The organism is Nocardiopsis sp. CC223A, assembly GCF_030766825.1.
Taxonomy (GTDB): Bacteria; Actinomycetota; Actinomycetes; order Streptosporangiales; family Streptosporangiaceae; genus Nocardiopsis.
The window spans coordinates 44,327-65,367 of sequence record NZ_JASFDV010000007.1; the positions used below are offsets into that span (position 1 = coordinate 44,327).

15 protein-coding genes and 1 pseudogene are annotated in these 21,041 nt (G+C 72.5%); 14 read left to right on the plus strand and 2 right to left on the minus strand.

Features of this window, described 5'->3' with window-relative positions:
• Window positions 1–29: 29 nt before the first annotated feature.
• Together QJS33_RS04515 and QJS33_RS04520 are read left to right on the plus strand one after the other, a co-directional pair.
• Window positions 30–1,112, plus strand: a complete 1,083-nt coding sequence (locus tag QJS33_RS04515) for a ribonucleotide-diphosphate reductase subunit beta (RefSeq protein WP_306366568.1) — start codon at window positions 30–32, stop codon at window positions 1,110–1,112.
• Window positions 1,113–1,957: 845 nt separating this feature from the next.
• Complete coding sequence (locus tag QJS33_RS04520; RefSeq protein WP_306366569.1) at window positions 1,958–2,134, plus strand: DUF397 domain-containing protein; 177 nt, start codon at window positions 1,958–1,960, stop codon at window positions 2,132–2,134.
• 31 nt (window positions 2,135–2,165) lie between these two features.
• Here the strand turns inward: QJS33_RS04520 and fxsT are convergent, their stop codons facing one another.
• Window positions 2,166–4,697: an FxSxx-COOH system tetratricopeptide repeat protein gene (gene fxsT / locus QJS33_RS04525; protein WP_306366570.1), complete on the minus strand. Its 2,532-nt coding sequence runs from the start codon at window positions 4,695–4,697 to the stop codon at window positions 2,166–2,168.
• A 412-nt stretch (window positions 4,698–5,109) separates the two neighbouring features.
• Here fxsT and putP point away from each other — a divergent pair, with 412 nt between their 5' ends.
• The 7 genes and pseudogenes from putP (at window position 5,110) to QJS33_RS04560 (ending at window position 13,155) form a co-directional block, all read left to right on the plus strand.
• Window positions 5,110–6,693, plus strand: a complete 1,584-nt coding sequence (gene putP / locus QJS33_RS04530) for a sodium/proline symporter PutP (RefSeq protein WP_306366571.1) — start codon at window positions 5,110–5,112, stop codon at window positions 6,691–6,693.
• A gap of 97 nt (window positions 6,694–6,790) precedes the next feature.
• The gene (locus QJS33_RS04535; protein WP_306366572.1) at window positions 6,791–7,426 is read left to right on the plus strand and encodes a putative glycolipid-binding domain-containing protein; all 636 of its coding nucleotides are present in this window, start codon (window positions 6,791–6,793) and stop codon (window positions 7,424–7,426) included.
• Window positions 7,427–7,468: 42 nt separating this feature from the next.
• Entirely contained in the window at window positions 7,469–8,299 is an 831-nt protein-coding gene (gene nadE, locus QJS33_RS04540) for an ammonia-dependent NAD(+) synthetase (protein WP_306366573.1), read from the plus strand.
• A 287-nt stretch (window positions 8,300–8,586) separates the two neighbouring features.
• Window positions 8,587–9,912, plus strand: coding sequence for an acyltransferase (locus QJS33_RS04545; RefSeq protein ID WP_306366574.1), 1,326 nt, complete (start codon window positions 8,587–8,589; stop codon window positions 9,910–9,912).
• A 97-nt stretch (window positions 9,913–10,009) separates the two neighbouring features.
• Complete coding sequence (locus QJS33_RS04550; protein ID WP_306366575.1) at window positions 10,010–10,846, plus strand: alpha/beta fold hydrolase; 837 nt, start codon at window positions 10,010–10,012, stop codon at window positions 10,844–10,846.
• Window positions 10,847–10,983: 137 nt separating this feature from the next.
• A pseudogene (locus QJS33_RS04555) lies at window positions 10,984–12,186 on the plus strand (AGE family epimerase/isomerase); the annotation flags it as partial.
• A gap of 45 nt (window positions 12,187–12,231) precedes the next feature.
• On the plus strand, window positions 12,232–13,155 hold the full coding sequence (locus tag QJS33_RS04560; protein WP_306366626.1) for a carbohydrate kinase: 924 nt from the start codon (window positions 12,232–12,234) through the stop codon (window positions 13,153–13,155).
• Here the strand turns inward: QJS33_RS04560 and QJS33_RS04565 are convergent.
• The gene (locus QJS33_RS04565) at window positions 13,150–14,286 is read right to left on the minus strand and encodes a glutamate--cysteine ligase (RefSeq protein ID WP_306366576.1); all 1,137 of its coding nucleotides are present in this window, start codon (window positions 14,284–14,286) and stop codon (window positions 13,150–13,152) included. The genes QJS33_RS04560 and QJS33_RS04565 overlap by 6 nt on opposite strands.
• Before the next feature lie 398 nt (window positions 14,287–14,684).
• On the opposite strand from QJS33_RS04565, the gene QJS33_RS04570 reads away from it, so the two are divergent.
• The 5 genes from QJS33_RS04570 to QJS33_RS04590 all read left to right on the plus strand — a co-directional run bounded on the left by QJS33_RS04570 (window position 14,685) and on the right by QJS33_RS04590 (window position 20,981).
• A complete protein-coding gene (locus tag QJS33_RS04570) occupies window positions 14,685–17,417 on the plus strand; it encodes a LuxR family transcriptional regulator (RefSeq protein ID WP_306366577.1) in 2,733 nt (910 codons plus the stop codon).
• Between the two features lie 100 nt (window positions 17,418–17,517).
• Window positions 17,518–18,312, plus strand: coding sequence for an ABC transporter ATP-binding protein (locus QJS33_RS04575; protein WP_306366578.1), 795 nt, complete (start codon window positions 17,518–17,520; stop codon window positions 18,310–18,312).
• On the plus strand, window positions 18,309–19,025 hold the full coding sequence (locus QJS33_RS04580) for an ABC transporter ATP-binding protein (protein ID WP_306366579.1): 717 nt from the start codon (window positions 18,309–18,311) through the stop codon (window positions 19,023–19,025). The genes QJS33_RS04575 and QJS33_RS04580 overlap by 4 nt, the downstream gene beginning before the upstream one ends.
• A 25-nt stretch (window positions 19,026–19,050) precedes the next feature.
• Window positions 19,051–19,902: a branched-chain amino acid ABC transporter permease gene (locus QJS33_RS04585; protein WP_306366580.1), complete on the plus strand. Its 852-nt coding sequence runs from the start codon at window positions 19,051–19,053 to the stop codon at window positions 19,900–19,902.
• A gap of 2 nt (window positions 19,903–19,904) precedes the next feature.
• Window positions 19,905–20,981 carry a branched-chain amino acid ABC transporter permease gene (locus QJS33_RS04590; RefSeq protein WP_306366581.1) on the plus strand — a complete coding sequence of 359 codons (1,077 nt, stop codon included), beginning with the start codon at window positions 19,905–19,907 and terminating at the stop codon, window positions 20,979–20,981.
• The last annotated feature ends 60 nt before the right edge of the window (window positions 20,982–21,041 follow it).

Genomic DNA, 21,041 nt, shown 5'->3' on the forward strand with positions numbered 1-21,041 from the left:
TCCGGGCCCTCCCGGAGAAGGAAAGACATATGACCGCGACCTCTGAGAACACCGCGAGCGCCGCCAGCGGCCTCGGCGAGATCGAGCGCGACGCCGAGCGCGTCAACGTCGACGACAAGGCGATGATCAACGCCCGCGCCGACGTCAACCAGCTCCTCCCGCTCAAGTACACGTGGGCCTGGGAGAAGTACCTCTCCGGGTGCAACAACCACTGGATGCCCACCGAGGTCGCCATGCAGGCCGACATCGCGCTGTGGAAGTCCCGTGACGGGCTCACCGAGGACGAGCGGCTCATGCTCAAGCGCAACCTGGGGTTCTTCGCGACCGCGGAGTCGCTGGTGGCGAACAACATCGTCCTGGCGGTCTACCGCCAGCTCACCAACCCCGAGTGCCGGCAGTACCTGCTGCGCCAGGCGTTCGAGGAGGCCGTGCACACGCACACCTTCCAGTACATCTGCGAGAGCCTGGGCCTGGACGAGGGCGAGCTCTTCAACATGTACCGGGAGATCCCGTCCATCACGGCGAAGGACGCCTGGGCGCTCAAGTACACGCAGAACCTGGAGGACCCGGATTTCCGCACCGGGACCCCGGAGGCCGACCAGGCGTTCCTGCGCGACCTGGTGGCGTTCTACGTGATCTTCGAGGGCATGTGGTTCTACACCGGCTTCGCGCAGATCCTGTCGCTGGGCCGCCGGAACAAGATGGTCGGCATCGCCGAGCAGTACCAGTACATCCTGCGCGACGAGTCGATCCACCTGAACTTCGGCATCGACGTGATCAACCAGATCAAGATCGAGAACCCGCACCTGTGGACCGAGGAGTTCCAGGCGGAGGTCCGGCAGATGCTGACCGACGCGTGCGAGCTGGAGGTCGCCTACGGGCGCGAGACCATGCCGCGCGGCATCCTGGGGCTCAACTCGGAGCTGTGCGAGAAGTACATGCACTTCATCACGGACCGCCGCGCCGAGCAGATCGGCCTGGCGCCCATCTTCGGTGAGACGGAGAACCCGTTCCCGTGGATGAGCGAGATGATGGACCTCCAGAAGGAGAAGAACTTCTTCGAGACCCGCGTGATCGAGTACCAGACCGGCGGCGGCCTGGACTGGGACTAGTCCCGCGCGGTCCCCATGGGCCCGGCCCTTCTCCCCTGTCGGCGGTAGGGGAGGAGGGCCGTTCACGTTCGGTCTCCGGCGCGGGGCCATGTCCCCTGACGTGGTGTGGCTTTCGCGCGGGTGCGTCCTTGCGGGCCATCGCGATGGTCGGCCGGTGTTGGACGGTCATCGCGCCCTGTCGGCACGGTGACCCGGGTGGAGGCGTCGCCGCAGGCGACGGCGCGCCGGTCCGGCCGGCGCCGCGTATCCGTGGGAACGGGGCCGGAAAAGTACACCACCCGGCGGGACACCATCCGGCGCGGCGGCCGCCGGTACGGCGGTGAACAAGGCGTGTCGGAAGGGCGCGAATCTCCCCCCTCGGACGGTTCGGGCAGTACCTTTTCTCCAAGGGGAGGCCGTCCTCCCCGCTCCGGTGGTCCGGGTCGAGGCGCGCGACCCGGGCCGCTGTCGTATCCGGGCCCGGGTCCCACCCGGAGCGGTGCATAGAAGCTAATCAGCGGATGTATAAAAAGACATCCGGACATGAAACACCCTCGTTTTTCACGCCCTCTTTCGAGGGGCGGCATACCACGCACAGCGTTACAGAAAAGCGATCTCCTCTTCTCCTGGTGTTGCTTGCGTGTCGTGTGTTTCCTATGGAACAAAGAGTTGTTCGCTGCGTCCGGCGCCGGGATCGCGCGGGCAGGCTCCGATATGAACACAAGCCACTCGGGTTCGAGTGGCTTGTATCGCTATTTGTCTGCTTTTTGCCTGCTTCGGTGTTGGGTGCATAAGTTTTCATTGGCCAGTATGGCTATATCAGTCAGAGTGGACGGATAATGGTCAGTCGTTCGGAAAACGGACCGGTGTTCTTCGGTGAATGGCGGAAGTCCCGTTATTCCTATGATGTCGGCGCGTGCTGTGAGGTGCTGAACCTGGAATCCGGGGAATCGCACTTCCGGGACTCGGTCAACCCGGACCTCGCACAGCTCGGCTTCAAGAACGACGAATGGACCACCTTCCTGGCGACCGCCAAGATCTGACGGCCCTCCCTCGTTCCCTCCTGCACCGCGACTACACCGCGACGACCGGCGGGACGTCGCAGTCCTGCCGCGTGTAGGAGGACATCGACGCTGTGGCGGGGTGGGCGGATCCGTATCGGGACAGGAACAGCCGGTACAGGTCCGTCCACTCCTCTTTGACGTCCTCGCCCAGTGCCTGGCGGCTCACCAGGCGGTTGCGGCGCGCGGTCAGCATGATCGGGTGGTCCGGGTCCAGGAGGGCCAGGCAGTCGGCCTCGGTCAGGGTGTCCAGGGCGAGTGCGTCCTCGAACCGCTCCAGGCCGTACAGGTCCGTCGCCAGGTTGAGCGCCGCGGCCAGGGTGTTGAACGACCCCGCGCCGTAGAGCGTCCGCAGCCGCTCCAGGGCCGCGCGGTCCAGGTCGGCCGCGGCGGCGAACGCCCCCTGGGAGCGCAGGGCGATGCCCGCGCCCACCCTGGCCCAGGCCGGGAACGGGTGGTCGGCGGGGAACCGCTCGTCGGTGGACGGCAGCAGCAGCCGCACCTCGGCGGCCGCCTCCCGGCCCCGGCCCGCGAGGGCCAGGGTCACCATGTGCACGACCCTGCCGTGTAGCGTCTGGCGCACCGTCGGCGGGTAGCGCCGCCGGTACAGGGCCAGCGCTCGGGTGGAGTGCTCCAGCGCGGCCCCGGTGTCGCCCAGCCCGCGGTACACGGCGGCCAGGAGCAGCAGTCCCTGGAGCGCGTGCGGGGTGTCGGAGGCCGACTGCGCCGCGAACCGCGCCATGCAGTCCTCCAGCCGGTCGCGCGCCTCCTCCCAGCGGCCCAGGAACACCAGGGTCAGCCCCAGGTTGAGGTCGGTGCGCAGGGTGGAGATGCTGTCCGGACCCAGCAGGGCGGCGCGCTCGCGCAGGTTCTGCTCGGACACCTCCAGTGCCTCGGTGAACCTCCCCTGCTCCAACAGCACCTGGGAGTAGTCGTGCGCCGCCTCCAGGGCGGCCGGTCCGGCGGGCGCCCGGTCGCGGCGGTGGTCGAGGATCCACCGGAAGAGCCGCTCGGCCTCGTCGAACCTGGCCAGTCCGCTCAGGGCGATGGCGATCGCCCGCAGCGCCTCCAGCGCCTCGTCGGAGTCGGGTCCGCCGCGGGCCACCTCGCCGGAGTGGATGTCGCGCGCCTCGGCCAGGGCGGTGGTGTACTCGCTGTGCAGGCGGCGGATCATGTTGCGCCGCAACCGCGCGTGCAGCAGCTGGACGGGGTCGTCCCCCCAGGCGTTGACGGCCTGGTCGGCGACACCGACCGCCTTGGCGTACTCGCCGATCTCGGTGAGGAAGTCGATCACGTTGAGGACCAGGGCGCGCACCCGGGGATCGCGCCCGGACCAGGCCTGGGAGGCCTTCACGTGGGCGTGCATCAGCAGGTAGTGGTCGCGGTGCGCGGGATCGGTGGGGTCTCCGGGGTCGTTGTGGGCCAGCAGCCGGCGGGCCAGGTCGCGGTAGCGCACCTTCTCCACCAGGGGCATCGAGTCGCGGATGACCTCCTGGAACAGTTCGTGCAGGTGGAAGGTGTCGGGCCGCACGGAGGCGAGTCGCCGCCGCCGCATGAACTCCAGCACCCGGTCCAGCCGGGCCTCGTCGCCGAACAGCCCCGCCTGCTCCGGGGCGGCGTCCAGGTCGCGGGCACGGGCGAAGAACGACCGGGACAGCGGCAGCGGGGCCAGGAACGCGCACAGCCGCACCAGCTCGACGACCGCCCGCCCGGTCGCGTCCCCGGCGAGCAGTTCCCCGGCCTGGATCTCCCAGGCCGCCGCCAGCGGGGCGGTGTGCTCGTCGTCGGTGCCCATCCGGGTGACCTTGTCCGTGTACCGCTCCTCGAAGCGTTCCAGGAACTCCTCGGTGCCCAGCGACGACTCCCGTAGGAACGCGCCGACCTGGGCCAGGGCCAGCGGCAGGTGCTCCAGGTGCTCGGCCAGGCGCTCCCCGGTGCCGATCGGTTCCAGCCGCTCGGGGCACAGCCTGCGCAGCAGGGACAGGCTCTCGGCGGTGTCGAGCCGGGGGACGACGCGGCCGTCGACGAGGCCCGGTGCGCTGCGGTGCGGACGGCGGTGGTCCCGGCCGGTGATGAGGATGCGGCCGCCGCCCTCGGGCATGTAGTCGGCGGCCAGGGTCTCCAGGTCGGTGGCGCCGTCGAACACCAGCAGCCAGGACCCGATCGCGGGGTCGTGGGCCAGGGCCCGGCGCACGTCCCGGACGGTGCGGGCGATGTGGTCGTAGGAGGCGTCCAGGCCGATCTGCTCGGCCAGGCGCAGGTAGGAGCCGTTGGCGTCGATGTCGGTGGTGGCGGGCACCCACCAGATCAGGTCGTAGTGGTCGGCGTACCGGTGCGCGTACTGGCCGGCGATGAGGCTCTTGCCCACACCGCTGCCGCCCTCGATGAGGTAGCGGGCGGCCCCGTTCCGGTGCAGGGCCTCGTGGATCTGTTCGAGGATCGCCTCGCGGCCGGTGAAGTCGGGATCGGCGGGGGGGACGCCGCCCATCACCGGTGGATGGTCGCCGCGGCGGCGCCCGCCGGTCTGGCCGGTTCCGCTCGTCATGGTCCTCCCGCTTTCTGTACGGCGGCTCGGGAAGGCCGTTCGTCCTCGACTCTCGGACGGGAACGGGGGTCGTCGCGGGGCGGGCGCGGGGACGGCCGGTCGATCCCGCCCTGATTCCAGGCTAGGCGGCGGTTCCGGCGATGTCGATACTCGCTCACGGCCTGTGGGCGGCGGGCGGCGCGGACCGGGGATCGAACTCCGTTCGGTTCATTTGTCCCAGCGGACGAATGCATACCCCCGCGCATGGAGCAGCGGACAATCCTGCCTGGTCAAAGACTCGATGAGGTCTCGAAGTGGTGTTTTTCCGAGCCCGAGTGTTGTGACCCGGGAAACAAAAGGTGATGATCCCGGACAGTGCATGTAAGAAGCGCGTGAGATTCACATTGCGCGCCCTATAGGAAGGAGGATGGGCATGACCGAGTCCATGCTCTGGTCGATCGGCACCTTCATCGTCTACCTCATCGCGATGGTCGCCATCGGCCTGTGGGCCTACCGGCGCACCGTCTCCCAGTCCGACTTCGTCCTGGGCGGCCGCCAGCTCAACCCCTGGGTCGCGGGCCTCAGCGCGAACGCCAGCGACTTCAGCGGCTGGCTGCTGCTGGGCCTGCCCGGCGCCATCTACGTCTCCGGCCTGGGCGAGGCCTGGATCGCCGTCGGCCTGGCCTGCGGCTTCGCCGGCAGCTGGATCCTGCTGGCCCCGCGCCTGCGCGTCTACACCGAGCGGGTGACCGATGCCCGCACGGGCGGCGACTCCGACTCGCTGACCCTGTCCTCCTTCCTGGAGAACCGGTTCAACGACCCCACCCGCCTACTGCGCGGTGTGTCGTCGCTGCTCATCATCGTCTTCTACTTCTTCTACGTGGCCTCCGGCCTGGTGGCCATGTCCGCCCTGTTCGACCAGGTCTTCGGCCTGGACCCGGCCCCGGCGATCGCCATCGGCGTGGGCATCGTCGTGCTGTACACCGTTCTGGGCGGGTTCCTCGCGGTCTCCTACACCGACGTCGTGCAGGCGGCCATGATGTGGCTGGCCCTCATCGTCGTCCCGGTGCTGGCCATCACCGCCCTGGGCGGCTTCGGCGGTCTGACCGAGGGCGTGGCCGCCAAGAGCGACGGCCTGCTCTCCGCGGTGGGCGGCACCTCCCTGGACGGCGAGATCGGGGCGTGGATGCCCACCGAGGCCCTGGGAACGGTCGTCATCATCTCCGGTCTGGCCTGGGGTCTGGGCTACTTCGGCCAGCCCCACATCCTGGCCCGCTACATGGGCATCCGCTCGGTCAAGGACATCCCGGCCGCCGCCACCATCAGCGTCACCTGGGCGGTCACCGCCATGTTCCTGGCCGTCCTGGTCGGGTTCATCGGCATCGCCTACTTCGACACCCCGCTGACCAACCCCGAGCAGGTGTTCCCGCTCCTGATCGAGTCCCTGTCCCACCCGCTGGTCGCCGGACTGCTGCTGGCCGCCATCCTGGCCGCGGTCATGAGCACCGCCGACTCCCAGCTGCTGGTGGCCTCCTCCGCGCTGACCGAGGACGGCTACAAGGCTTTCGTCGACCGCGACGCCGACCCCAAGACCCTGCTGTGGATCAGCCGGGGCGCGGTGGTCGCCGTCGCCCTGGGCGCGGCGGGTATCGCCCTGTGGGGCAACCAGTCGGTCATGGGCCTGGTGGGTTACGCCTGGGCCGGGTTCGGCGCCGGGTTCGGTCCGATCCTGCTGGTGTCGGTGTTCTGGAAGCGGATGACCTGGGCCGGTGCGCTGGCGGGCATGATCGCCGGCGCCGCCACCGCGATCCTGTGGGACATCCTGGACAAGGCCGTGTTCAACACCGGCCTGTACGCGATGGTCCCGGCCGCGATCCTGAGCTTCGTTGCGATCTTCGTGTTCAACGGCCTGGCCAAGGTCAGCGACCAGATGGCCGCCGACTTCGACCGGGTCGAAGCCGAGGTCCGCTCCGGCAAGGGCGGCGGTTCGGTCGCCACCGAGGAGGCCGCGGTCTGACGGACCCCCGGAAACAGGCACAGGGCCCGTATCACCGCGGTGATACGGGCCCTGTGCGGGCTTGGCGCCCATGGTCCCGGAACGGTAGAACGGTGACATGTCGTCACCGACGGAACACCCGGCCGCCTGGGCCCGCACCGACGTCCCGGAGGGGCTCGGGCTGGGCGCCCTCCTTCCCGCACCCGACGGCTACCGCCTGGAGGCCGGGGAGACCGTCGTGAACGACGACGGCGCCGGTTACTTCGTGCGCTTCGGCGTCCGCGCCGACCTCGCCTGGACCACCCGGGAGGTGAAGGTGGAGGTGATCTCCGCGCGCGGGCCGTCCTCGGTGCTCCTCACCGCCCAGGGCGGCCACTGGGCCGACGCCGAGGGCCGCCCCCTGCCGGAGCTGGTGGGCTGCCTGGACGCGGACGTCGCCGCCACACCGCTCACCAACACCCTGCCGATCCGCCGCCTGGGCCTGCGCCCGGGGGAGTACCGCGACATCGCGGTGGCCTGGATCGACGTTCCGTCCCTGCGGGTGCGCCGGGTGCGCCAGCGCTACACCCGCCACCCGGCCGAGGACGGCCTGGAGGTGTACACCTACCGCGACCCGCTGCACGGCGAGTACCGGCTGACGGTCGACGGGGCCGGCCTGGTCGTGGATTACGAGCGGTTCGCCCGCAGACTGCACGGCGGCCCGAAAACGGACGAACAGGTCGCCGATGTCACATCCGGTGTTGCGGACAGGTGATAATCGGCCAACAGCCGAACCGCATCCCCAGGGGGACACCACGTGACCGACACGGAGCCCGGCCGGGACCGCCGAGAGATCATCCGCGACCTGGAGGTCGCCGCGGAATTCGACGTGCACGCCGAGATCGAGCGCCGCGTCGCCTTCCTCGCCGAGCGCCTGACCACCACCGGGACCACCGCGCTGGTCCTGGGGATCAGCGGGGGCGTCGACTCCCTCACCGCGGGGCGGCTCTGCCGGCTGGCGGTCGACCGGGTCCGCGCCGCGGGCGGTGACGCCGAGTACATCGCGATGCGCCTGCCCCACGGCGAGCAGAAGGACGAGGACGACGCCGCCCGCGCCGCCGCGTTCACCGAACCCGACCGGCTCCTCACCGTCGACATCCGCCCGGCCACCGAGGCCATGGCGGCGGCACTGCGCGAGGGCGGGATGGTCTACCCCGACGAGGGCACCGAGGACTTCGTCATCGGCAACGCCAAGGCCCGCCAGCGCATGATCGCCCAGTACGCGGTCGCCGGCGGCCTGCGCGGCCTGGTGGTCGGCACCGACCACGCGGCCGAGGCCGTCACCGGGTTCTTCACCAAGTACGGCGACGGCGGCGTGGACATCGTCCCGCTGACCGGGCTCACCAAACGCCGGGTGCGGGCCGTGGCCGCCGCCCTGGGCGCCCCCGACGACCTGGTGCGCAAGGTCCCCACGGCGGACCTGGAGTCGCTCGCCCCGCAGAAGCCGGACGAGGAGGCCCTGGGCCTCACCTACGAGCAGATCGACGACTTCCTGGAGGGCCGGCCCGTCCCCGTGGAGGTGGAGACCGCCCTGGTGGACCGCTACCGTGCCACCGCGCACAAGCGGGCCCTGCCCACCGCCCCCTGATGTCACGGGGGCGGGGACCCCGGCCGTGGTGGTGCACGCACCACCATTCGGGGGCGGATGAACCGCCCCCGGTAAAGAGGCGTCAGATCCATCGCGATCACCGGTAGATCACACCTAAGGTCGTGGAATACGAAGCGCCCGGTCCGGTGGCAGACCCCCCGCTCGGGCGTGATCCCTTCGACGGGGCGCGAGTGTGCGCGTCCTCCCCCCGAAACCGGTCGGTGCGGCCCTCCCGTGGACACCCGCGTGTCCGGGCACACCGGCAGGAAGATGCAAGGAGTGATCGGATGACCGTGACCGCAGGCCCCGAGGGCCCGCCGACCCCGCCGACGGCCCGGACCCTCACGGGCGTCGAGTCGCACAGCGCCCCGGCCGCCGGCCGGGACCGCTTCCTCGACGTCCTCCGCCTGCTGGTCATGGTGCTGGTCGTGGCCCAGCACTGGTGGCTCCCCGTCCTGGCGCAGAACCAGGGCATGCTCGACGCCGGGAGCGTGCTGACCACCGAGGGCGGCTTCGCCCTCACCTGGGTCTCCCAGGTCATGCCGCTGATCTTCTTCGTCGGCGGCGCCGCGAACCTCATCAGCTGGCGGGCCGCCTCGGGCCGGGGCGTCCCCGCCGCCACCTGGTACGCCAAGCGGTTGCGCCGACTCGCCTGGCCGGTGGTGCCCCTGGCGGTGCTGTGGATCGTGGTCTCCCACGTGCTGGTGCTGGGCGGTGCCCCCGCGCAGCCGGTGCTCGTGGGCGCGGGGGCCGCGGGCATGGTGCTGTGGTTCCTGGCGGTGTACGTGCTGGTGGTGGTCTGCACCCCGGTCCTGGTCCGGGCCCAGGAGCGCTTCGGCTGGTGGACCCTGGCGGGACTGGCCGCCGGTTCGGTGACCGTGGACGTGATCCGGTTCGGCACCGGTGCCGAGTGGCCGGGCTACCTCAACGTCGCGTTCGTCTGGTTGGCCGTCCACCAGTTGGGCTTCCTCTACGTGACCGGCCGCGTCCGCCGGATCCACGCCGCGCTGCTGGCCGGCGCGGGCGCGCTGACCGCGCTCACCCTGGTGACGTTCGGCCCGTACTCGCTGAACATGACGGGTGTGTTCGCCGCCGAGACCTCCAACGTGTCCCCGCCGACGCTGGTGCTGGAGGCCCTGGGCGCGCTCCAGATCGGCGTGGCGCTGCTGGCCCGCGAGGCGATCGGCGCCTGGGCCGACAAACCCGGCCCCGCGCGCCTGCTGGACCGGATCTGCCCGCAGCTGATGACGGTCTACCTGTGGCACATGCTGCCGATGAGCGTGGTCGCCGGGGTCGTGGTGTTCGGCCTGGGGATCGACACCCCGGAGCCGATGACCTGGCTGTGGATCGTGTGGGGCGTCCTGGGCCTGGTGGTCGTGGTACCGCTGGTCCTGCCGCTGGCCCACTGGGCGGTGCGGTTCGAGAACCCGCCCAAGACGCTGTCCGGCTCGCCCGGTCTGATCCAGGTGCTGGCGGCCGCGGCCCTGACCGGCGGCGGCCTGCTCACCCTGACGGTGACCGGCCTGGGGTTGGGCCTGGGCCCGCTGCTCGGACTGCTGATGGTCGTCGCCGGTGTCGTTCTCACCCGGTCACCGGAGCGTCGCCCGGCGTAGCCGCAGGGTGAGAAGCGGGTGTGAAAACGACAGATTCCGTTCAGAATCCGTCCACGGACCCGGGGGTGTCCCGTCGCCTCGGGGTAAACAGAGCCGCATGGATCCGACACGCATCGCCTTCGAACGACGGGGGACCGGCCGCCCGCTGGTCCTCCTCCACGGCCTGGGCGACCGCCGCCAGAGCTGGAGCGCGGTCCTGCCCCGCCTGGTGGGGGACTACCGCGTCTTCTGCATTGACCTGCCGGGGTTCGGGCGCACCCCGGCGCCGCCTGCGGACGAGCCCTACGACGTCATCTCGATGACCGACGCGGTGGAGGCGTTCTGCCGGTTCCACGGACTGGAGCGCCCCCACATCGCGGGAAACTCGCTGGGCGGGTCCATCTCGCTCGAACTCGGTGTCCGGGGGGTCGCCGGCTCGGTGACGGTGTTCTCGCCCGCCGGGTTCTCCGATCTCCTGGGCCGCTGGGGGCTGCGCACGGTGGGCGCCTTCGCCCATCTGGCCACCCGCGTGCCCATGCCGGTCAAGGAGAGGCTGGCGAGCACGCGCCCGGCCCGCGCCCTGGCCCGGACCGTCCTGCGCGGCGACCCGTCCACCCCGCAGGCCAAGGCCACGCACTTCAGCGTCCGCGGGCTCCAGGAGGGTTCGCCGTTCATCCGGATGATCCCGCGCATCGCCGAGTACGACTTCGTGTCCCGGCCGATCGACTGCCCCGTCACCATCGCCTGGGGCGACCGCGACCGCACCCTGTTGCCGTCCAGCGCCGAGCACGCACACCTCCGGGTGCCCACCGCGCGCATGGTCTCCCTGGTCGGCAGCGGCCACATCCCGATGGCGGACGACCCGGTGTCGGTGGCCGAGCACATCAGGTGGACCTGCCGTTCGGCGGATCTGGGGCATCTGCGGAACGCCCACCTCGCCGCCGGTGCCGGGTAGGGGCCACTGGTCAGGGGCCGTTAAGGAGGGGGACGGGGTGACCTCCGCCCGGTGGTTGTGTCAACGTTGTCCTGAGTCCATGTCGGTCGCCCGCCCCTGGGTGCGGGCGTTGGAAGAGGCGAGGGAATGTGACTGTGATGCAGCGGCCCCCGGGCGACCCCGTTCGGTTGAGGCAGGAGGAGGCGCGCCTGCGCGGGTTCGCCGCCGTCTCGGCGGTGGCGGACGGATTCGGCGCCCTGGACGCGCGGGGCCGGGTGGAGCCGGACCGGCCGGTGGAGACCTGGATCAGCGCGCGCATGACGCACGTGTTCTCCCTGGCCCACCTGCGCGGCGACGCGGCCGCCGCCGAGTCGGCCGACCACGGGGTCCGGGCGCTGGCGCGGGGTCCGCTGCGCGACCGTGAACAGGGCGGATGGTTCGACGTGGTGCCCCGGGAGCGCTCCCATGGGCGTAAGTCCGCCTACCCGCACACCTTCGTCGCGCTGGCCGCGGCCTCGGCGACCGTCGCGGGCCGCCCCGGTGCGCGGGAGCTGCTGGACGAGGCACTGGCCGTGATCGAGGAGCGGTTCTGGGACGAGTCCGCGGGGGCCCTGCTGGAGAGCTGGGACGCGGACTGGACCGAGACCGAGGACTACCGCGGCGCCAACAGCAACATGCACGCGGTCGAGGCGTTCCTGGCCGCCGCCGACGCCACCGGCGACGCCGTGTGGACCCGCCGGGCACTGGCCATCGCCGAGCGCCTCGTCCACGGGGTGGCGGCCGACCACGACTGGCGGCTGCCCGAGCACTTCACCGCCGACTGGAAGCCCCTGCCGGACTACAACCGGGACCGGCCCGACCACCCGTTCCGGCCGTTCGGGAGCACCACCGGCCACCTGCTGGAGTGGGCGCGCCTGCTGGTGCACCTGGAGATCGCCCTGAACCGGGCGGGCGAGCCCGCCCCCGCGTGGCTGCGCACGGACGCGCGGGCCCTGTTCTCCCACGCGGTCGAACGCGGCTGGAACGTTGACGGCGCCGAGGGTTTCGTCTACACCCTGGACTGGGACGACCGGCCGGTGGTGCGCGAGCGCATGCACTGGGTGGCGGCCGAGGCGACCATGGCGGCGTGGGCGCTGGCCCTGCACACCAAGGACCCGGTCCTACTGGAGTACTACGAGCAGTGGTGGGACTACGCCCAGCGGTACCACCTGGACTTCGAGCACGGCAGCTGGCACCACGAGCTGGACCCGCAGAACCGGCCCGCGGCCACGGTGTGGGCCGGCAAACCGGACGTGTACCACGCCTACCAGGCGACCCTGCTGCCGCAGCTGCCGCTGTCGGTGTCCCTGGCGGCGGCGGTGCGCGAGCACGCGGCACCGCACCTGGTGGTGGTCGGCGAGAACGTCATGGACCTGCTGCCGGTGCCGGGCGAGCCGGGGCTGCTGCGGGCCGCCCCGGGCGGGGGCCCGGCCAACACGGCCGTCGCCGCGCGCCGGCTGGGGGTGCCGACCCGGTTCCTGTCCCGGATCGGCTCCGACGGGTTCGGACGGACGATCCGGCACCGGCTGGCGGTGGAGGGCCTGGACCCGGACGGGCTGCTGGCCGCCGAGGAGCCGTCGGCGCTGGCGCTGGCCCGGCTGGGCGTGGACGGGTCCGCGGTGTACGACTTCCGGATGGACGACGCCGCCGACTGGCGGTGGCGCTCCGGCGAGCTGCCCGGGGAACTCGAACCCGGGGTGCGCGCCCTGCACACCGCCTCCCTGGCGCTGTTCCGGGAACCGGGTGCGGGGGCGGTCGAGGCGTTGCTGCGGCGCGAGCACGGGCGGGACCGGGTGACGATCAGCATCGACCCCAACATCCGGCCGGGTGTGATCGGCGACCCGGACACCGCCCGGGCGCTGGCGCTGCGGGACGTGGCACAGGCCCACCTGGTCAAGGCGAGCGATGAGGACCTGGCGTTCCTCTACCCGGACCAGGACGTGGAGAAGGCGGCCGCCGCGCTGGCGGCGCTGGGCCCCTCGCTGGTCGTGGTCACCCGCGGCGCGCAGGGCGCCTTCGCCCTCGCCCACGGGGTGCGGGCCGAGGTGGCCGCGCCCCGGGTCGAGGTGGTGGACACGGTCGGTGCGGGCGACACGTTCATGGGCGCCCTGCTGGCCTGGCTGGACGGACGGGACCGGCTGGGCGAGGGCCCGCGCGCCCGGCTGGCCGGGCTGACCGAACAGGAGCTGGCGGAGATGCTGTCCTTCGCCGCCCGGGCCGCGGCCGTCACCGTCACCCGCGAGGGGGCGGACCCGCCCACCGCCGCGGACCTGGGCAACGGGGGGTCATAGCCCCTCCAGGGTGTGGTCGATGAGGTGGTCCACGACGTCGGTGAAGCGTCCCCGGCGGTCGTGGGCCGCCCGCTGCCGGGCCGCCCCCGAACCGCGGCGGCGCAGCCGGTCCAGCAGGTCGGACGCCAGGTCGGCGTCGCCGTTGTCGAGCAGCCCCGGCAGGGCCGCCGCCAGCAGCCGGTCCATGGCGACCGCAGCGGGCAGGGCCTCCCCGGTGAGCGGATCGGGGACGGAGCCCTCCAGCCCGTCGCGGGCCGCCCGCCACATGGCGGCCCGCAGGGGCGGGTCGGGGACCTCGGGGACGGGTGCGCCCCGGCGCACGTCGGCCAGCACCCGGGTGACCAGGCCCCGGGTGAGCGCGGCGAACAGCAGTGCCTCCTCGGCGGTGGCGGCCACGTCGCCCACCCGGATCTCCAGGGTGGGCAGGTGGTCGGAGAGCCGGACGTCCCAATAGACCATGTGCCGGTCCAGGATCGCCCCGGTGTCGGCCAGGGCGCGCACCGCCCGCTCGTGGTCGGCCAGGGAGCGCAGGTGCGGCGGCGGCCCCGCCGAGGGCAGCCGGTTCCAGGCGATGGTGCGCCAGCTGGCGTGCCCGGTGTCGCGGCCGTTCTGGAAGGGGGAGTTCGCCGACATCGCGATCAGGAACGGCAGCCAGCGGCGCAGGTGCCCGGCGGCGAGCACCGCGTTCTCCCGGTCGGGGACCCCCACGTGCACGTGGCACCCGCACACGACGTGCGACTCGCGCAGCGCCCCGAAGTGGGCGGCGATGTCGGCGTAGCGGGCGCCGTCGCTGATGTCGGCACCGGCGGGGTCGCCCAGGACGGCGGTCCCCGAGGCGACCACGGCCAGCCCGGTGACGTCGGCGGCCCGGGCCAGCTCGCGGCGGGCCGCGCGCAGGAACCGGCGGGCGTCCGCGGCGTCGTCGCACACGGGGCTGTTGGCCTCCACCTGCACCCGGCTGAACTCGCCGCACAGGCGGTCGGCCATGCGGGTGCGGGCCAGTAGTTCGGGTGCGCGGGACAGGATGCGGCGGGTGCGCGGATCGACGACGAAGAACTCCTCTTCGACGCCGAACGTGGGTGGGGCGACCCGGGGGCGCGGGTCGTGTGCGACCAGGGAGTGGTTCCGCATCGAGGTCGTTCCCTCCTGCCGTCGGGTGCGTCCCCGCACTGATATCCCGGGCGGGACGGGCCGCGACAGTGTCCAGGAGAGGACAAAAAACTATCCCGCGGCACTGGTGTCCTTTTTGTCGGAATCGCGGGATCGCGTTCCCACCGCGTTACGGCTTGATAACCACGGTGTGCGGCCGGGCGGCCCCGGAAGGCGGGCCGGGAGGTGATCAGCATCACCTTTTGCGGGCGCGGAATCCCAGGTGGAACAGGGGAGAACGGGCGTCTCCGGGGTCCCGCCGGGGTGCCCGGGCCCGCCGCGTGCCCACGCGCGTGCGACTCCGTGCGGGTATCGGTGAAACGACCAGTGTGACCCCGGACACCTGCCGCGACGGGGGGCCGCTGTGCGAATCTGGGCACGTGATCGGCGGTAACACCGACCCCGGGGCGATCCGTCTGCGGGGACGTGACACGGAGCTGCGGGTCCTCGCCAACGTACTGGACGACGCGAGGGCCCGGCGCGGTGCGTCCCTGCTCCTCACCGGCGGCCCGGGCCGCGGCAAGAGCACCCTGTTGGCCCACCTGCGCGCCGACGCCGGTGATTTCACCGTGCTCCACTGCGGGGGTGTCACCGACGAGGCCGACCTCCCCCTGGCCGGGCTCGAACGCCTGCTGCGCCCGCTGTCCCCGCACCCGGCCCCGCTGGGCGAGGCCCTGGCCCAGGGCCGGGTCGGCGACCGGCTGGCCCTGTCGACCGCCCTGCTGGACCGGCTCACCGGCGGCGGCCCCCTGCTGGTGTGCGTCGACGACGCGGAACGGCTGGACAGCCCCTCCCTGGACGCCCTCGCCTTCGCGGCCCGCCGGCTGTCCGGCACCGCGACGGCGATCGTGTTCGCGGCACGCGACGGCCGGGTCAAGCCCGGATCCACCCACGACCTGGTGCCGGGCGTGCCCGAGCAGCACCTGGCCCCGTTGACCGAACGGGCACTCCACGACATCCTGACCGACCGGTCCCCGGTCGGGCTGCCGGCCTCGGCGCGCACCGGCCTGGTGCGCGCGGCCCACGGCAACCCCGCCGTCCTCCTGGGCCACCTGGAGAACCGGACCACGGCCCCGGAGGACTCGTTCTCCGAGGAACCGCGGCTGCCCGCGCGGTTGCGCGCCGACCTGCTGTCCCCCTACCGCGGCCTGCCCGAGCGCACCCGGTCCCTGCTGCTGCTGGCGGCCCTGGACGGGGACGTTCCGCTCCACCTGCTGGCGCGGGCCGCCGGGGTGGACGGATCGGCGGCGGACGACCTGGAGCCCGCGGAGGAGGCCGGGGCGGTCCGGGTGGAGGACGACACCGTCGTCTTCGCCGACCCGCTGGTGGGACGTGCGTTCGCCCAGGACGCGCCGGCGTCCGCCCGGCGCGCCGCGCACCGGGCCCTGGCGGCCGTGTCCGACCCCGGGACCGAGCCGGTGCGGTTCGTCCGGCACACCGCGGCCGGAGCGGACGGCCCCGACGCCGCGCTCGCCGACGCGGTGGAGGCCGTCGCCCGGACGGCCAAGCGCGCCGCGGGACGTACGGCCGCGGCGCTCGCCCACGAGCGGGCCGCCCTGCTCACCCCCGACCCCGACGTCCGCGCCTGCCGCCTGAACAGCGCGGCCTACGAGTCGTACATGGCGGGCCGCTCCGAGTACGCGACACTGCTCACCGCCAAAGCCAGGCCGCTGGCCGCCACCGACCGGCGGCGCGCCCTGATCGACCTCGTCGACGCCCAGATCGCCATGCGCTCCTCCAACGCGATCGACGTCGCGGAACGGCTCTACGCGGTGGGCCGCGACCTCATCCCGCACGACCGGCTCCTGGCCCTGCGCACCCTGGTCCGCTCGTCGGACTCGGCATCGCTGGCGGGCGACCCGGTCCGCCACGCGCGTGCGGCCGAGCTGGCGCTGCCGCTGGTGCGACCGGAGGATCCCGACCGGGTGCACATGGCGGCCTCCTTCCTGGAGGGGTGCACCATCTCCTTCCGGGGCGACTACCCCGGCTCCACCCCCCTGCTGCGCGAGGCCGTCCGACTGTCGGAGGTCGTCGACCGGCCCTCGGAGCTGATCTGGGGCGGCGTGGCCGGGCTGCGCCTGTCGGACAGCCTGTTCGTGCGGCGCGCCAACACCCGGGCCGTGGAACTCTCCCGCCAGACGGGCGAGCGGGCCACCGTCCCCGCCGCACTGGGGTTCCTGGTCTTCTCCGAGTTCTGGAGCGGGCGCTTCCCGTCCGCCGCGGGGACCGCGCTCCACGGGTTGCGGGTGTCCCGGGAGAGCGGTCAGACCATCTGGGCCACCCAGCACCTGGCGTCGCTGGCGATGATCGCGGCGATCCAGGGCGACATCGACACCTGCCGGATCCGGGCGCGCGCCGTCGCCTCCCAGGCCGGCGAGAACAGCCTCGGGCTGGCCGCGGCCCTGGCCTCGTGGGCGCTGGCGGTCCTGGAACTGTCACGCGGCAACGCCGCCGAGGCGTTCTTCCGGTTGCGTTCGCTCGTCCACGCCGGCCCCGGCCAGGGACACCCGACGATGCGGCTGCTCACCGCGCCGCACTTCATCGAGGCGGCCACCCGCATCGGTGAGGTGGACTGGGCGCGCACCTCCCTGGCCGGGTACCGGCGCTGGGCCGACTCGATCGGCTCGCCCGCGGCCCTGGCCCTGGCCGAACGCTGCGCCGGTCTGCTGGCCGCACAGGACGAGGCCGCCGACCACTTCGAGAGCGCCCTGGCCTTCCACCGGTCCTGTGGCGACGACGACGTCGAACACGCCCGCACCCAGCTGCTCTTCGGCGCCTACCTGCGCCGTGCCCGGCTGCCGGGACGGGCCAGGGAACACCTGCACAACGCGCAGGAGTCCTTCGAGCGCTTCGGCGCACGGCTGTGGGTCCGACAGACCCGCGCCGAGCTGCGCGCCCTCGGAACGGGGGAGCGCGGACCGGAATCCCCGTCCACCGGCGAGCTGACCGCGCAACAGCAGCAGATCGCCCGGCTGGTCGCGGAGGGCGCGACCAACCGCGAGGTGGCCGCGCACATGTTCATCAGCCCGCGCACGGTGGAGCACCATCTCCGCGGAATCTTCCGCAAGCTCGGCATCAGGTCCCGGGTGGACCTGGCCCGCCTCTTCAACTGACGTTCCGGGGTACGGACGGTGAGTCCGTGCCCGCCTGACCATACCAACCGGTCGGTATAGACCGGGTCCGCGACACGAAAGGCGGGGTGGAACGCATCCCATGACGACGACAGCGACCGAACACCTCCTGACGGCGGAGGGGATCACCGTCCGCTTCGGGGGTCTGACCGCCCTCGACGACGTCGGGCTGCGCGTGCCCCCGGGCGGCGTCACCGGGCTCATCGGGCCCAACGGAGCGGGCAAGACCACTCTGTTCAACGTGCTCTCCGGAATCCTGCGCCCCACCGCCGGCACCCTCACCTGGAAGGGCGGGCCCCCGCCCGGGCGCAAGCCCCACCACCTGGCCCGCGCCGGGATCGCCCGCACCTTCCAGGGGCTCAACCTCTTCCCGCTGATGACGGTCCTGGAGAACGTCGTCGCCGGGGCCGACCGCCTCGCCCGCGGCGGCCCCCTCTCCCTGGTCACCGGCCTGGGCCGCCACCACCGCGACGAACACGAACTCCGCGAGCGCGCCCTGGCCGCGCTGGAGCGCTTCGGTGTGTCCGACAGCGCCCACCGCCTGCCCGGCACCCTCCCCTACGGCGTCCAGAAGCAGGTCGCCCTCGCCCGCGCCTGCGTGTGCGACCCCGAGCTGCTGCTGCTCGACGAACCCGCGGGCGGGCTGTCCGGCGGCCAGATGGACGAACTCGCCGCGCAGATCCGCGCCCTGGGCGAGGACATGGCCGTCGTCCTGGTCGAACACCACATGGACCTGGTGATGGAGGTCTGCGACCACATCGTCGTCCTCGACTTCGGCCGGGTCATCTCCACCGGCACCCCCGACGAGGTGCGCAACGACCCCCTGGTCACCCGCGCCTACCTGGGTACCGCCGACGACGAAGGGGCCGCCCGATGAGCACCGAACTGCTTGAGGTCGTGGACCTGAGCGCCTCCTACGGCGCGGTCCGCGCCCTGGACGCCGTCTCCTTCACCGTTCCGGAACGCGGGTTCCGGGCCGTCCTGGGCGCCAACGGAGCCGGCAAGACCACCCTGTTGCGCACCCTCACCGGCCTGCACCGCGCCGACGCGGGCCGGGTCCTGCTCGACGGCGAGGACATCACCCGGCTGCCCGCCGAACGTGTCATCACCCGGGGCCTGGCCCACGTCCCCGAGGGCGGCGGCGTCATCACCGAACTGACCGTCGAGGAGAACCTGCGCCTGGGCGCGCTGTGGCGCTCCTCCCGGCGCGACCGCGCCACCGAGGCCGAGGTGCTGGACCTGTTCCCGCCGCTGGTCGAACGCCTGGGCCGCTCCGCGGGCACCCTCTCCGGCGGCGAGCGCCAGATGCTCGCCATCGGCCGCGCCCTCATGGCCCGCCCCCGGGTGCTGCTGCTGGACGAACCCTCCCTGGGCCTGGCGCCCCTGGTCACCAAGCAGATCTTCACCCTCCTGCGCGACCTGCGCGAACGCACCGGGCTCACGGTCGTCCTGGTCGAGCAGAACGCCGCCGGGGCACTGGCCGCCACCGACAGCGGCGTCGTCCTCAACCAGGGACGGGTGGCCGTGGAGGGCCCCTCCACGGACCTGCTCTCCGACGACCGCACGCGCCACGCCTACCTGGGCTTTTGAGCCCGGATCCCGAGGAGCACCCCCTATGGACCACTTCGTCGACCTGACCCTGAGCGGACTGGCGTCCGGCGCGGTCTACGCCGCCCTGGCGCTGTCCCTGGTCATCATCTACCAGGCCACCCGCCTGGTGAACTTCGCGCAGCCCGCGATCGCGCTGATCGCGGTCTACACCGCCGCCACCGTCGCCCCGCTCACCGGCTCCTACTGGGTCGGCTTCGTCGCCGCCCTCACCGTGGGCGCGGCCGCGGGCGCCCTGGTGGAGCGGTTCGTCGTCCGCCCCATCGCCCGGGTCTCCCAGCTCAACGGGATCATCGTCACCCTGGGCCTGCTCCTGGTCGCGCAGGGGGGCGTGGGCATGATCTGGGGCAACGAACAGCACGGATTCTCCTACGCCTTCGACTTCGTGGGGCGGCCGTCCCCGGCGGACGTGTTCGCCCTGGTCTCGGTGGCCGTCGTCGCCGCACTGCTGTTCTGCCTGTACCGCTTCACCCCGCTGGGGCTGCGCATGCGCGCCGCCGCGTTCCGCCCCGAGGCGGCCCGGCTCAGCGGGGTCAAGGTGGGGCTGATGCTCACCACCGGGTGGGCGATCTCCGCGCTCATCGCCTCCCTGGCGGGGATGCTCGCCGGACCGCCGTTCATCTCGCCCAACGTGTTCGACATCGTCTTCGTCTACGGCATCACCGCGGCCGTGGTCGGCGGCCTGGACAACCCGTTCGGGGCGATCATCGGCGGCCTGCTGGTCGGCCTCGGCATGTCCTACGTGTCCGGCTACGCCGGCCCCGAGCTGGCCACCCTCACCGCCCTCGCCCTCGTCGTCCTCGTGCTCAGCGTGCGCCCCGACGGCATCCTGTCCCGCCCGACCGCGCGAAAGGTGTAGCCATGTCCACGTCCGCCACCGAGCGCGAACCCCGCGCCGCCGAGAGCGCCCCGGACCGCGGGCGCACCCCGCGCCGGGGCTGGTCCGACCTGCCCTCCCCGCTGCGCCACCTGCTGTTCGCCGCCCTGGCGCTGGCCGCCGTCACCGGACTGCTCCTGGTCACCGGCGACCTCACCGCGCTGCGGATGGCCGCCGTCGGGTACACGATGCTGGCCGTCGCCGGGCTCCAGCTCCTCACCGGCGGCAGCGGCCAGGTGTCCCTGGGCCACGGCGCGTTCATGATGATCGGCGCCTACACGATGGCGCTGCTGGTGCTGAACCTGCCGATGCTCCCGCTGGCCGTGAACCTCGTACTCGTGGTGGCCGTGGCGGTGGTCGCCGGCATCGCCGTCGGCGCCGCCACCGCCCGCCTGCACGGCCCCTACCTGGCCGGTGCCACCCTCATCCTCGCCGTCGGCCTGCCCGGCCTGACACACCGCTACCACGAGGTGTTCGGCGGCAGCAACGGCCTCACCGTGCACACCGCCGGGGCGCCGCCCTTCCTCCAGGGGCTGGTGAGCGACAGCGAATGGAAGGCGCTGGTGGTGTGGACGGCCGTCGTCCTGGCCCTGGCCGTGCTGGCGACGATCTCCACGGGGCGGCTCGGCCGCCGGATGCGGACGGTCCGCGACGACGAGACCGCCGCCGCCATGTCCGGGATCCCGGTCGGTGGCACCAAGGTCACCGCGTTCGTCATCGCCTCCGCGGCGGGGGGCCTGGCGGGCGGGCTCCAGGTGTACGTCCTGGGCACCGCCACCCCGAGCATGTTCACCCTCGCGCTGTCGCTGACCCTGCTCGCGGCCCTGGTCCTGGGCGGCATCGGCAGCATGTGGGGCGCCCTGTGGGCCGCCCTGGCCGTGGTCTACCTGGAGATCTGGCTCTCGGACGCCGTCCGCGCGTTCGACCTCAGCAAGGACGTGGAGAACAACCTGCCGATCGTGCTGTTCGGCGTGCTGCTCATCCTCGTCCTGCGGTTCCAGCCCCTCGGGCTGCACGGCATCCTCCAGCGGCTGCGCGCGCTCCTGCGCCGGGCCCGCTGACCCGCACCCGCTCATTCCGCACCGTACCCCCCCATCCGAAGGAGAACACCGTGCGCACCA